Here is a 13,531-nt window from a genome sequence, read left to right as displayed (position 1 = left end):
GAGAACCATTGTGGCACTAAATTCCCAACACAAACGTGTAAGTAAAAACCGCGTAAGTATTACTTACGATGTGGAAACTAATGGCGCTGTAGAAACCAAAGAACTCCCATTTGTGGTTGGGGTAATTGGTGACTACTCTGGCCATAAACAAGACAAGGAAGACGTTGAAGATCGTACTTTCTACAACGTTGACAAAGACAACTTTGACACTGTGATGAAGCGCGTGGGTCCAGAGTTGTCTTTGAAAGTCGATAACGTACTTGCAGACGATGACAGTCAGTTTGAAGCAAACTTGAAGTTCAATTCGATGAAAGACTTTGAACCGGAAGCCATCGTCGAGCAAGTAGAACCTCTAAAGAAACTTGTTGAAACACGCAATCAGCTTAAGGTTCTACTTTCAAAAGCAGACCGCTCTCGTGATCTAGAGAAGCTACTGAAAGAAGTTCTGCAAAGTGCCGATACAATCAATGCACTGTCGGAAGAGCTTGGTGTCAATAAGGAAGGAGGCGAATAATGAGTACAGAAGCTGAAAATCAAACGCAAACCGAAGCAGCAGAAGGTTCGTTAAGTTTTCTTGACCGAGCCATTGAGGCAACCACTCAGACACCAGCTGATACAACGAAAGAACTGTTTTCAGTCCTTACAGAACAAGCGCTTTCAGGTACTGTAACGTGGGATAAAAACGTTACTAAAACTATCGAGAATGCCATTTCTGAAATCGATAAGAAGCTTTCTAAGCAGCTTTCAGAAGTTATGCAGCAGAAAGAGCTTCAAAAACTCGAAGGTTCATGGCGAGGATTACAAAAACTGGTTAAGGAAAGCGAACTTGGACGCGATCTGAAAATCAAGATGGTCGACTTTTCACAAGAGGAGCTGCTAGACCAATTTGAGGATGCACCAGCTATCGACCGTAGCCCTCTATTTAATGCTGTTTATCAGGGTGAATTTGGTACAGCAGGCGGTGAGCCTTACGGTACATTCATCGGTGACTACGAATTCAGTGCTAAAGACGAAGATGTTGCTCTACTTCGCTATATGGGTGAAGTTGCCGCTGCGTGTCATGCACCATTTGTAGCCGCAGCAAACGCTCAAATGTTTGAGTTTAATGACTTCACTACTTTTGACGAAGGTAAACCTGTTGCAGCTGGTTTTGACTCACCTGCTTATGCCGCTTGGAATGCATTCCGTGAAAGTGACGACGCTCGATACGTAACGCTGACTCTGCCAAGAACCCTAGCCCGTTTGCCTTATGGTGCTAAAGGTCTTGGTACAGAGCTATTTGACTACGAAGAGCTTGATACAGACATGGATGGTAATCCAAACCCATCAAGTAATGATCAGCTAGTATGGTCTAACGCAGCTTATGACCTTGGTTTGAAAATGACTCAAGCATACACTGCTTCTGGCTGGTGTACTTCTATCCGTGGTCTTGATAACGGTGGTAAAGTAGAAAACCTACCAAACCTAACTTACAAAACAGAAGCTGGTGACTTAGTTCAACAGTGTCCAACAGAAGTGAACCTTACTGATGAGCGTGAAAAAGAACTCAGCGATCTAGGCTTCCTGCCTCTCGTTCATTATAAGAATTCGAACTACGGTGTATTTATTGGTGGCCAAACAACTCAGAAGCCAAAAACTTACACTGATCCAGATGCAACAGCTAACGCTGCTATTTCTGCACGTCTTCCATACATCATGGCAAGTAGCCGCATCGCGCACTACTTGAAAGTAATGGGACGTGACAAGCTAGGTTCAAATTTAGAAGCGCCAGACATTCAACGTGAGCTTCAACTTTGGATCGATCAATACACCAATGCTGGTGCGATTGGTAACGAGCAACGTGCGAAAACTCCGCTTTGTGAATCTAGAATCGAAGTGGTTGAGCAACCAGGTCGTCCTGGTTCATATTCCGCTGTCGCTCACCTACGCCCATGGCTACAACTGGAAGAGCTCACAACCTCAGTACGCATGGTTGCTAAAATTCCAGGTTAACCAAAACTAAGGCCGGAACCATCCGGCCTTCCTTTCTGTTACTTACCACCTAAGGAAAATATGAAACTGAATTTTGATGCGGGTTGGCAACAAAGGTTTACCACCTTAGACAGCAAAAAAAGCGACTTTCTAAGAGACGCGCTCTTTTTGCTGTCTGAAGTTAATCCAGCCGCCTTAGAAAATAAACCGTCACTAGTTAATTTCATTTCTCGACTTGTCGCTTTTTTAGATGATGCGCTGTCAAAACAGCTCGATGAAATCCTTCATGATGGAGACTTTGAGCACCTTCATAGCAGTTGGCTCGGTTTACAAGGCCTCGCCACATTACCTGTAAACAAACAACGCACTAAACTAAAACTCCTTGATATGGACTGGAGTGAAGTGTCTGCGGACGTTAACCAAGCCTACAATATCAAGGCTTCCAATCTGTTCAACAAAATCGGTAATCAAGAATTAAATACTCTAGGCGGTCATCCATTTGGTTGCATTGTTTACACACACCCAATTGCAATCGATATGGATTTTGATGCCGACTATGATGATCTTTTCACTGTAGAGCTTCTCAGTAAACTTGGGGAGTCAACACTTTGCCCAATGATCTTTTCACCCGATGAGCAATTTTTTGTCGATTCCGGTGCCGATTGGCTTTCAGACATCAATCGAATAGATAAAATTCTCACAGGACCAGACTACCAAGCTTGGCAATCACTCCGTAGTAAGCAAAGCTCACGTTTTGTTGGCTTTGTGATGCCTTCGATACGTATGCGACATTGCTATCGCAACGCTAAGGCAGGTTTTATCTACAACGAGGTAGGAACTGGTCTGTGGGGTAGAGCGAACTTTGCGTTTGCAGCAACCATAATGCGAGAGTACCATCGCGTAAACTGGTTTGGCTTTCTCAAGTCACGCTGGAACGATAAATCTCAGGGTGCCGTTGTAAACATTGAACAGCAGAACAGTCTGTTTCTACGAGAGCCTCAAACAAGTGTTGTGCTCTTTGGCCAAATATCTACCTTTTATGCACAACATGGGTTTATCCCTCTCACTAAGAGTCCACTTAGCAACAAATTCTTTTTCAATGGAAATAACTCCATTTGGCAAAGTGGTACTTCAGACAACGAAAAGATATTAACTCAGATTCAAACCTGCCTAATGTCTTGCCGCGTAGCCCACTATTTAAAAGTTCAAGTTCGCGAAATGCTTGGTAGCTTTAATACTGCTGCGGAATGTGAGTTATTTTTAACCCAGTGGGTTGAAAAGTTTGCCAGTAATGTCACCTACGCAAACGAAGAGACGCTGGCTAAATACCCACTCAGTTTTGCCAAAATAAGTGTTTCAGAATCGGATAATCAACCCGGCAGTTTTGTCTGTACACTGAGAATTGTCCCTCAGTATCAATATGATCACTTTACAGGCGAAGTTGTTTTAACCACTGAGCTGGATGAGGCTGCGTGATGGGCTTTTGGAAAACATTTATTGACCCTAAGAGCTCAAGCCAAAGCGAAGAGATTGATGATATCAAGTACCACCTAACTAAGCTTCTGGAGTCTGAGTCCTCTCTAATCGATATTGATGACCGATTCACAGAGCTTCAACGCTCTAATTTGCGTTTTGGAATCGAAGATGTACAACTTCTAAGTGCCAGCTTGGACCAAACTCAACTCGCATTACGGTTAGAAAGCTATATTCGACATTTCGAGCCTCGACTTACTCAGATTATGGTTGAGTTACTTGAACGCAAAGAAAATGAAAACGCATTAGTTTTCAATATTATAGCCAAGGCTAAAACGTCTAAAGGGGAACAAGATCTGGTATTCGATTCTAAGATTTCACTCAATGATCTGACAACTGTAATGACGGAGGATAGCTATGACTGATCCTTTAATGCGTTACTTTGAGCAAGAACTGACTTTTGTAAGACGGGCTTTAGGTCAATTTGGTCAACAGCATTCAGAACATGCCGAGCGCCTTAATATCCATCAAGGCCAAATCGAAGACCCCAGCCTTGCTCGGTTGCTAGATGGTGTTGCTCTACTAAATGCTACTGTAGAAAAGCAGCTTTCCGAACAGCTACCTGAAGTTGTAGAAGGTTTACTTGGCGTACTCTACCCTAGTTATACTCAAACCATCCCAAGCGTTGCTTATTTGCAATTATCCCAAGAAGAGGATGTTCCAGAGTCAGTACTGCTTCCTAAAGGAGCGCATTTTACTTCGGAAGCAAAAGGAAAACTTTGTCAGTTTACAACGGTAGATGACCTCAAGACAGCGCCATTCACCTTAACCGATACAACAGCATCCAGCGCACCATTTAGGTTTAATCGTCCTTCTGGCACCGAGCAATCAACAGCGGTTATCCAACTTTCACTCGCTACGGGCGATCCAGATAAATATTTTTCTCAACTGGATCACCAAGATTTAGATCTTTTCGTACAAGGTTTTGAAAATAATGCGGACTCACTTGTCGAGCTGCTCTTGGGTCAGACTAAAGCCATTTCTATCTCTGATAGCGACTGCGAAAAGCATGTTGTTTTATTGGCAGAAAAACTGAAAAGCCGAATCAGTGATCTCAATTTTTTATTTCTTCCTCAAAAAGGCAATCAGTTCTCTGGCTTCCAGCTCATCAGTGAATTTTTCTTTTTCAAAGAGAAGCGTCAGTTTTTCCGATTAAAAGACTTTGGGCAAGCGATTAAGCAATTTGAATGCGCGGAAATCAAATTAAATCTATTTATGAATTCGATACCAACTGAATTCATGCGTCTATTTGATAATCAAGTATTTAAGCTCGATATTGTCCCTGCTGTTAATCTATTTGAGCAAACTGGTGAGCCGACCCATTATGATCAACGCTCCCTCAGCATACCTGTCAATGCAGACGCACACAGTGAAAGTGACATTGAGGTCGTTGAAGTAAAAGAAGTGTTCGAGATCACGCCTCAAGGTGAGAAACAATTGATCCCTCTATTTAGGGACAGCTACAAATCAAACCCAAATGCCGATTACTGGCAGAGCTCCCGGGATATCAACGGTCAGTTTAAGCTTGCGATCAGCCTAAAACCTAACCATGACTTAGAGTTCAACAAACTCTATGGTACCCACCTACTGTGTACCAATGGAAAACAAGCGTGCGGTATTAATGGTGATATGGAGTGCTTGGAAAGCATAGATTTGCCCGGTTCTTTTAAAGCGATTTATCCACCAACAGCTCCCATTGAACGAGAACAAAACCTCAACTTGCACTGGCAATTTGTTGGCTTGCTGAATGGTAACTTTTCTTCCTTGCTGCACTCTGATAACCCAACAGAAAAGCTAAAGCAGATGCTGCAGCTTTGCAGCAGAGAGCAAATCTCAGCGGAGGAGATTCAAACCATTCACAGCGTTTCTATTCGGTCTCAGGTTTCTGCGATACGAATTATGGGTAAAAACGTCTTCTCCCCTGGCACTGAAATTGAGTTAACACTCGATACACAAAGCGGATTCCTCGTATTTAGCGATGTCCTTAACCGTTTTTTCCAACAGTTTTGTAGCTTTGACCGGTATATTCAATTATCCATTCGAATTTACGGTAGAGATGGCATTGCAAAACGCTACCCTAAAATCCATGGGAGCCAACTAGCTATGTAATCGCTAGTTGAGGAATATGTATGTCATTGATTAACGATTTAACCCAACACCCACAACACTACGATTTCGCTCAAGCGATGAGGTTATTAACCCACTGGGTTAATCAAAACCCGAATCGGGTAAAACTCGAACTCAAAGCTGAGGCAATGCCAACAGGTGATGCCAGTGAGATACAGTATTTTTCACTAAAAAATAATCGATTAAAGCTAAGACTAGCAAAGCAAGCTTTATCTGGTGTGAAAGGCGTTATACCCAACTATATCTATGAAGAACTTCTTGCGGCACTTCACAATGACGATCATGCGCTCAAAGACTTCCTTGATGTGTTCAATCAGCGCTATTTCGAAATTGTAGGTCAGCTTGAAACGGGCTCTTGGCTTGTGGTCCAGAATGAACTTCAGCCCGAGAAAACTGCCTTGCTGAATCACATTGCCACTCTCAAAAATAACCATGGTAAGTATTTTCAGTATTCGATGCTGTTGAGCCAAGGCCAGAGGAATCTCAGCACATTGAGCCAAATGCTCAATGACTACTTCCCATTCGACGTTAAAGTGTCAACCAAGACTCATGAAAGAAGACAACTTCCGTCTGACTCATTGACTCGCTTAGGTCAAAAAGAACATTTTAACAGTCGTATTGGACAAGGCTTTTTGATCGGAAAAACTTGCTTGACGCACTTTAGCCACTTGATGGTTTACATCACGCCAAAAACCGAGAGTGAGCTGATTGCTATTCAATCTGATCCCTTGCTCGCTAGCCACATGAAAGAATTGATTCAGCATTATTTAAAAGATAACACCTCAACTTCCGTTTATCTCAACGTCAAACGGGAGTATCTGAATAGACCTCGTCTGTCCAGTAACAAGTATAACGCGGCTAAACTGGGCGAAGTTGATTGCCTAGCGCCGGAAAGGAAACCTCAACAAATAGTAAGTATTCTTCTGAAGTGATGAGACTTCAGAATCAAATAAGAGCTAGGTATTAAAGACGTATTGATGCCTCTTGAGATACAAGGAAAACGGTATGACGCAAGTTACGCTAACAAATCTAGTCGCTAAGTTGTCACCAGAGCTGAAACAAGCACTTGAAGTTTCAGCTGGGGCTGCGATGAACCAAAATGTGCCTTCTATTGAGACTGAGCACTGGCTATTACAGCTACTCTCACAGCAAGATAAACATTTGAATAGTCTCATTCAGTCCCAGAACCTCTCGCAGGACAATTTAGTGAATGAGTTGTCCTCAAGAATTGCACGTTTTCCTAAAGGAAATGAAGGCCAACCGACTCTCAGTCAAGCTCTTACCGAAATCGTAAAAGATGCCTGGATGATTGCCTCTGTAAACTATGGTCATGGCGAAGTGATCAGCCTTCATTTGATTCAGGCCATGTTGCAACAAAACGTGCTTGGAATGAATACATTGCAGCTAGAAAGCTTGCAAAATGTATCACTGGAATCCTTGCAAGGCTTAATCAATAAAACAGCGGTAGCACGTTCTAAAACCAGTGCTGCAGCTACCGATGGTACTAGTGGTGCACCTGTCGGTAACGATGCGTTAAGTAAGTACACCACAAACCTAACTCAGCAAGCCTTAGATGGTAATATTGACCCAATTTCTGGTCGCAACTCCGAAGTACGTAAAGCGATAGACATACTGTGCAGAAAGCGTCAGAACAACCCAATTATGGTAGGTGAGCCTGGGGTTGGTAAGACCGCTGTTGTCGAAGGTTTAGCACTACGTATTGCAGAGAATGAAGTTCCAGGGGCACTGCAAGGTGTACAAATCCACTCTTTGGATCTTGGTCTACTTCAGGCTGGGGCTAGTGTAAAAGGCGAATTCGAAAACAGACTCAAGGACGTCATCAATGAAGTCAAAAATAGTGAAAAACCTATTATTGTTTTCATTGATGAAGCTCACACCTTAATTGGGGCTGGCGGCGCTGCTGGTCAAAATGATGCTGCAAACTTATTGAAACCAGCTCTAGCGCGTGGCGAATTCAAGACCATTGCAGCAACGACTTGGGCAGAATATAAGAAGTATTTTGAAAAAGACCCTGCGTTAACTCGACGCTTCCAAGTTGTATCGATCGAAGAGCCTAACGCTGAAGATGCCAAGCAGATGCTTCGTGGAATAGCGGCTTCGCTGCAAAAACACCACGGTGCCTTTATTGCAGAATCAGCCATAGATGCAGCCGTTCACTTATCCATTCGCTATCTACCAAGTCGCCAACTTCCTGACAAGGCCATTAGCTTACTCGATACAGCAAGTGCTCGTATCGCTCTGACTCAAGGAGCAAAACCCGAAGTTATTGAAGCACTTGAACAAACTATTCGTTACCAAAAAAATGAAAAAACCGCATTAGAAAAAGAAAATGCGCTATTTGGTATTGCGGAAGATGAAATTGCCGAACTTGCTACCGAAATTGCGGATAACGAGAAAAAGCTGGAAGATTATCAAACCCGCTGGAAGCAAGAAATCGACTTGGTTGAGCAAATCAAAGAGCTTCAGCAAGAAATCGGCGATGAGCAAACCGGGGAATCCGTCGATAAAGCAAAACAAGACAAACTCAACGCACTCATTGATCAGCTTAGTGAATTACAAGGTGAAGAGCCTTTGGTCAACGCAATGGTTGATGACAACACCATTGCTCAGGTCATTGCTAACTGGACAGGAATTCCTGTGGGGAACATGATGAGTGATGAAATCGCCCGTCTTTTATCCTTAGAAGAAGAGCTAGACAATCGAGTCATCGGCCAAGATGTAGCAAAACAGGAACTTGCCAAAGCGATCCGCATTTCTCGTGCTGGCCTCACCGATAGCCGAAAACCAATTGGGGTATTTCTAATGTGCGGTCCTAGTGGTGTAGGTAAAACAGAAACCGCTATGGCACTTGCAGAGCAGCTATATGGTGGTAGCAACGACCTTACTATCATCAATATGACCGAGTTTAAGGAAGAGCATAAAATTTCTATGTTACTTGGTTCTCCCGCCGGCTATGTAGGCTTTGGTGAAGGTGGAGTATTAACAGAAGCCATTCGCCGTAACCCCTACTCGGTCTTACTGTTAGATGAAATGGAGAAAGCTCACCCTGGCGTGCATGATCTCTTCTATCAGATTTTTGATAAAGGGCATATCAAAGATAGCGAAGGTCGAACTGTCGATTTTAAAAACACTATCATTATTATGACGTCAAACGCAGCGGATCAGGCTATTTGTGATGCTTGTGCAGATAATAGTGAACGCCTAAGTAATGAAAAACTCCTTGAAGCGATACGCCCAGATCTTCAGCACTATTTTAAGCCAGCGTTTTTGGGCCGTACAACGATTGTTCCTTACTACCCACTAAACGACGAAGAGTTAGCTAAAATCACTGAGATATCTCTAAATAGGATCAAGAAGAAGCTTGCCGAACAGTATCAAGCATCGTTCACTTGGGATGAAGGCTTCGTTGAATACGTTGTTGGTAAAAATACAGATCCAACCACTGGTGGTCGAGCTGTTGAGCAAATCATTAACCGTTCTTTGATGCCTAAGCTAGCTGAAGAGTGTATTAGCAGGTTAAGCCAACAACAGCCAATCACACAAGTGTCTGTTACTGCAGCTAACAATGAGGAAGGATTCGAACTTACTATTCAGTAAGTTCGGTATATTAACAGCAAGATGGATACTGGATACATGGTTAAAGCTCAACGATTTATCTCACTGCGAGCCAAGCTTATTTTGGCCATTGTCGCTGTCTTGCTGTTTTCTAACGGGTTAAATACAACATTAAACTACCTCAACTTCGATAAACGTCTAACCCAGACAAGTGACTCAACTTATCAGGTGGTACTGGACGAGACAGATAATGACATTCGACAGGCAATGAGTTTGGGGCTCCCCCTTTCTTCTATCTCGAATATCCAATCTCTCATCGAAAGACGCCTAGAGCTTGTTGATGGTATCAGTAAAATTCAAGTCGTAAACAGTTCTGACGACGTCCTGTTTACTACAGGAGTAGCTAAATTCGACACTGACAGGCTGCTGACTACCGATATTGTAAATACATTCAATGTAAAAGAAGGGGAGCTGCGACTTTACTACTCGCCACTTTATCTTGAGCAAATCAAACAAACTTTGCTTTCTCAACAAGTCATGGACACCCTTTTATGGGTTTTAGTCGCTGCGGTCATTGGATATTTGGCACTAAACTCTTTGCTTGATTTTCTGCTGAAAAAAGTCAAATCAGCGACCAGTGCAATAAATACTGAAGGGATGACCGAAAAACAACTGCTAACCTCAGTTAAAAGCCATATTATCGCTGACCGAACTAGTTCTAAGTGGAACAAAGTCCGTGCAAAGTATTTTCCACTTCTTATCATTCTTCTCGCGATTGTTTTAACAGTAGCTTCAAACTTAGGAAGTTCCTATCAATCATTGAATAAGTTCTCCGTTGTTTATGAAAATCAGCTAGAACAAAAGTCTAACCTTATCGGCGATACACTCTCCCATATGATTGGACGCATCATTAATGAAGGAGTACCTCTCGAACGATTAATGGGTCTAGAAGAAGAATTTTCATCTTATATTGAACATCACCCTGAATTGCTTTCTATTCGTTTGGAACGTAACGAAACGGCTCTCTATCAACATCCCGACTTTTTCCCAGATTATGTCGAAGCAAGCGAGTTATCTATTCCGATAGATACTACTGGAATGATTAAGCTTCAAATGATGGCTGATACTAATATCATCCCACAGATGATCAAAGATAGTATTATGGATATGATCACAGTCCTTGTTGCCTCTGGATTGTTCGTTATTGAAATCATTTTATTTATCTGTCACTTCATGATCATCAAACCATGGAGGCAGATTAAACAGTTGATTGCGATGGGCGAACATAAACAAGTCCCATATCTTGTTAAGGTTCAATCCAATGACGAGCTTGGCTCTCTTATCGGTAAGCTAAATACCCTCATAAAGAGTACTTTTGACAGCAAAGCGCTCCCTGAGAAAAACATTCAGGACTACCGTTTTGTTAGACTTCCTCTATTTATTTTAATATTCTCAGAGGCCGCCTCCCTAGCCTTTTTCCCTAACTTTGTAGCCAGCTTGCCAAGCACGCAGAATTGGATCCCAACAGACTTAGTCACCAGTTTACCTATTTCACTCTTTATGTTGTGTTGGGCCCTATCTCTTCCCTTTGCTGGCTACTGGTCTGACAAAGTCGGCCGAAGAAAGTCTCTCATCGGTGGTGGTCTTCTAACTGCTGTGGGGCTAGTAGCAACCGCCCTAAGTCCCAACCTTGAGTTGCTGCTTGTTGCTAGAGCAGTAACCGCTGTTGGTTACGGTATCGTATTCATTTCGGCTCAAGGCTATGTCACTGATACAACAAATACGCAAAACAGAACTAAAGGTATGTCGACCTTCTTATCCGCCTTTTTCTCTGGTTCACTTTGTGGGGCCGCAATTGGTGGCGTTCTAGCGGACAAACTTGGCTACTCGATGACATTTATGCTTGCCGCCGCTTTAGCGATCGTTGGGGTAATGCTAGTCATCATCTTCTTTGAGCGTGGAGAAACCAATAGTGAAAGCAAGCCTGTACAGTTAACTGACTTTAAAATACTGTTGAGTAATAAGTATTTTGCACTCATTACCTTCTTTAGTGCCATTCCTGCAAAAGTGGTTTTAACTGGCTTCTTATATTACATCTGCCCGGTTTATTTGCAGTCGCTAGGAGAAAGTAGCGCTGTTTCGGGTCGTGTAATGATGACATATGGTCTTGCAATTATCATCATCTCACCTCTCGCTGCGTCGCTAGTTGACAAGTGGAATAACAAAATTGCCTTTATCTTTGCCGGTGGTATCTTGTCTGCCGCCGCATTGATCAATATTATGATGCTCCCGGGGACATTTGGCTTACTCATGATAGTTATACTCGTGGGTATCGCACACGGCCTATGTGTTTCTCCGCAAGTTCCACTCATAATAGAGCTATTGTCAGGTTCTGGGCTGGATAAAGGCAAGACGATTGGTATATTCCGACTGACCGAACGAATTGGCAATATCGCTGGCCCATTAGTCGCAGGGCTTGCTTTAAGTGTTTTAGGTTTCCAAAGCACCATTATGATGTTTGGTGTTGCATTACTAATCAGTTCTATTGTTCTGCTGAGCTTCTATAGCTTGTTTGTCCGCAGAGACAGAAACCAAGTGGAGGTGGTAAAATGAAGGCTTTGCTTTTGTGTTTGCTAATTCTTCTGCCGTTTGCTGTGCCAGCGGCAGATTCAGGAAACGAAAAACATGTCGTAATGGTGTTATGGCGCGGCATCACCGATGCTGAGCGTGGGTTTATGGATTACTTATCCGAAAAAATGAACATACGCTATACAGTGCTAGATGCAAAACGTGACAAAGCAACCTTAAGGCAGCACTTAGAAAGCATAGATAATTTAAACCCAGATTTAATCTATACATTTGGCACCACAATCACTCTTAACCTTTTAGGCACAGAACACAACCCAAGCCTTTTCCGAGAAGAAAGTGATACCCCCGTTGTGTTCAGTATCGTCACTGATCCCGTGGGTTCAAAGATAGTGAACTCTTTAGAAAAAAATGGACGAAATTTTACTGGTGTCAGTCATATTGTTCCACATAATGTACAGTTCAACGCCATCAGTCAGCTAAACGGTATCGAAACTATCGGCATTATTTTCAACCCTTTAGAAAACAATGCCGTAGTAACAGCGCGCAGCATACAAACACTTTCAGCAAAATTCAAAAAGGATGTGTATTTGTATCCTCTCAGAACAATAAACGACAAACCTGATTCCAGCTCAGTTGGAAAGGTCGTTGACCTTATGTTGGAAGATGGTGTTCAACTCGCCTACCTTCCACCAGATTCATACATTATCAGTCAGGGCAAAGATATTGTAGACAGCTTACATCGACAAGGTATTGCGACGTTTTCCGCAACCGAATCACCAATAAGAAAACATGACGCTCTTTTTGGCATTGTGAGCCGTTATTACAATGTCGGCCAGTTTGCTGGCCACAAAGCAGAGCAAATACTGAGTGGAAGATACGAACCTAGTGATGTACCTATTGAGCCTCTGACTCAGTACTCATACATAGTCAATGTCGGCGCAGCTCGTGCCCTCGATTATTATCCACCAGTTTCAATATTAAAGATTTCCGAGCTTATTGGAGGAAATGAATGGTCAGAATGATGCCGTATTTTACTTTCTGCCTAGCGATTCTACTTGGCCTTATCACTGTAGCCAATGCATCCGCACAAACAACATTTGGCCCTGCGCGGCTGCATTTAACCACTCAGGATTGGCCGCCCTATCAAGACTATAAACATGGCCAGATGCAGGGAATCGCTCTGGATAAAGTAAAGTGCGCCCTAAGCCATATGGGTCAGCCTTACCAGATCACAATGACGATTTGGTCTGATGCACAGTTGCGAGTTCAAAGCGGTACACAGCATGGCTTTTTTGTTGCAACTCAAACGGCTGAACGGGATGAATACGCAACACTATCAGCACCGATCGCTCAACAAGAGTTACGCTGGTACTTTGGGCCCGGTGTAGAGCCCAAAATGGATGAACTTACCAAAGTAAACCTTAAGTTTTCTGCTAAATTTGGGTCCAACAAGTGGTTTTGGCTAAAGCGCAACGGATTCAACGTAGTCAAACAGCCCCGAGATGCTAAAGTATTACTAAAGCTTTTAAAACAAAGGGAAATTGATGTTGCATTGGAGGATGAAAAAGTCTTTCGGGGTGAACTAAAGGAAGCTTCTCTACCTGAGGATTTCTTTCAGTCACAATTGATGGACACCAAACCAATGGGCGTCTACTTTTCAAATCGATTCCTTAACAAGTACTCAGGCTTCCTATCTGCATTTAATGCAGCGATTTTAAAGTGTGAGGGGTAACAA

The 13,531-nt window shown here is 42.9% G+C and carries 10 protein-coding genes; all 10 read left to right on the top strand.

Going from position 1 to position 13,531, the window contains the following annotated elements:
• Nucleotides 1-10 precede the first annotated feature (10 nt).
• The 10 genes from tssB to CTT30_RS07295 all read left to right on the top strand — a co-directional run bounded on the left by tssB (nt 11) and on the right by CTT30_RS07295 (nt 13,528).
• Complete coding sequence (gene tssB / locus CTT30_RS07340; protein ID WP_239836466.1) at nt 11-514, top strand: type VI secretion system contractile sheath small subunit; 504 nt, start codon at nt 11-13, stop codon at nt 512-514.
• Complete coding sequence (tssC, locus tag CTT30_RS07335; protein ID WP_239836467.1) at nt 514-1,992, top strand: type VI secretion system contractile sheath large subunit; 1,479 nt, start codon at nt 514-516, stop codon at nt 1,990-1,992. Before tssB ends, tssC begins: the two co-directional genes overlap by 1 nt.
• Before the next feature lie 60 nt (nt 1,993-2,052).
• Nucleotides 2,053-3,447, top strand: coding sequence for a type VI secretion system contractile sheath domain-containing protein (locus CTT30_RS07330; protein ID WP_252036520.1), 1,395 nt, complete (start codon nt 2,053-2,055; stop codon nt 3,445-3,447).
• Entirely contained in the window at nt 3,447-3,869 is a 423-nt protein-coding gene (gene tssE / locus CTT30_RS07325) for a type VI secretion system baseplate subunit TssE (RefSeq protein ID WP_239866594.1), read from the top strand. The genes CTT30_RS07330 and tssE overlap by 1 nt, the downstream gene beginning before the upstream one ends.
• Nucleotides 3,862-5,613: a type VI secretion system baseplate subunit TssF gene (gene tssF / locus CTT30_RS07320; protein WP_252036519.1), complete on the top strand. Its 1,752-nt coding sequence runs from the start codon at nt 3,862-3,864 to the stop codon at nt 5,611-5,613. Before tssE ends, tssF begins: the two co-directional genes overlap by 8 nt.
• Nucleotides 5,614-5,633: 20 nt before the next feature.
• Nucleotides 5,634-6,563 carry a type VI secretion system baseplate subunit TssG gene (locus tag CTT30_RS07315; RefSeq protein ID WP_252036518.1) on the top strand — a complete coding sequence of 310 codons (930 nt, stop codon included), beginning with the start codon at nt 5,634-5,636 and terminating at the stop codon, nt 6,561-6,563.
• A 73-nt stretch (nt 6,564-6,636) separates the two neighbouring features.
• Complete coding sequence (tssH, locus tag CTT30_RS07310) at nt 6,637-9,249, top strand: type VI secretion system ATPase TssH (RefSeq protein ID WP_239836472.1); 2,613 nt, start codon at nt 6,637-6,639, stop codon at nt 9,247-9,249.
• 36 nt (nt 9,250-9,285) lie between these two features.
• Nucleotides 9,286-11,820 carry an MFS transporter gene (locus tag CTT30_RS07305; protein WP_252036517.1) on the top strand — a complete coding sequence of 845 codons (2,535 nt, stop codon included), beginning with the start codon at nt 9,286-9,288 and terminating at the stop codon, nt 11,818-11,820.
• Complete coding sequence (locus tag CTT30_RS07300; protein ID WP_252036516.1) at nt 11,817-12,818, top strand: ABC transporter substrate-binding protein; 1,002 nt, start codon at nt 11,817-11,819, stop codon at nt 12,816-12,818. The genes CTT30_RS07305 and CTT30_RS07300 overlap by 4 nt, the downstream gene beginning before the upstream one ends.
• Complete coding sequence (locus tag CTT30_RS07295) at nt 12,815-13,528, top strand: transporter substrate-binding domain-containing protein (protein WP_239875872.1); 714 nt, start codon at nt 12,815-12,817, stop codon at nt 13,526-13,528. Before CTT30_RS07300 ends, CTT30_RS07295 begins: the two co-directional genes overlap by 4 nt.
• Nucleotides 13,529-13,531: the final 3 nt, after the last annotated feature.

Origin of the sequence: Vibrio coralliilyticus, from assembly GCF_024449095.1 — a bacterium.
Classification (GTDB): Bacteria; Pseudomonadota; Gammaproteobacteria; order Enterobacterales; family Vibrionaceae; genus Vibrio; species Vibrio coralliilyticus_A.
This window is presented reverse-complemented; position numbering and strand designations above follow the sequence as displayed.

Bases quoted from the DNA above. Each gene is read 5' to 3' on its own strand.
- tssF (WP_252036519.1), top strand. From the start codon at position 3,862: ATGACTGATCCTTTAATGCGTTACTTTGAGCAAGAACTGACTTTTGTA.
- CTT30_RS07305 (WP_252036517.1), top strand. From the start codon at position 9,286: ATGGTTAAAGCTCAACGATTTATCTCACTGCGAGCCAAGCTTATTTTG.
- CTT30_RS07295 (WP_239875872.1), top strand. From the start codon at position 12,815: ATGATGCCGTATTTTACTTTCTGCCTAGCGATTCTACTTGGCCTTATC.
- CTT30_RS07330 (WP_252036520.1), top strand. From the start codon at position 2,053: ATGAAACTGAATTTTGATGCGGGTTGGCAACAAAGGTTTACCACCTTA.
- tssC (WP_239836467.1), top strand. From the start codon at position 514: ATGAGTACAGAAGCTGAAAATCAAACGCAAACCGAAGCAGCAGAAGGT.
- CTT30_RS07300 (WP_252036516.1), top strand. From the start codon at position 11,817: ATGAAGGCTTTGCTTTTGTGTTTGCTAATTCTTCTGCCGTTTGCTGTG.
- CTT30_RS07315 (WP_252036518.1), top strand. From the start codon at position 5,634: ATGTCATTGATTAACGATTTAACCCAACACCCACAACACTACGATTTC.
- tssE (WP_239866594.1), top strand. From the start codon at position 3,447: ATGGGCTTTTGGAAAACATTTATTGACCCTAAGAGCTCAAGCCAAAGC.
- tssH (WP_239836472.1), top strand. From the start codon at position 6,637: ATGACGCAAGTTACGCTAACAAATCTAGTCGCTAAGTTGTCACCAGAG.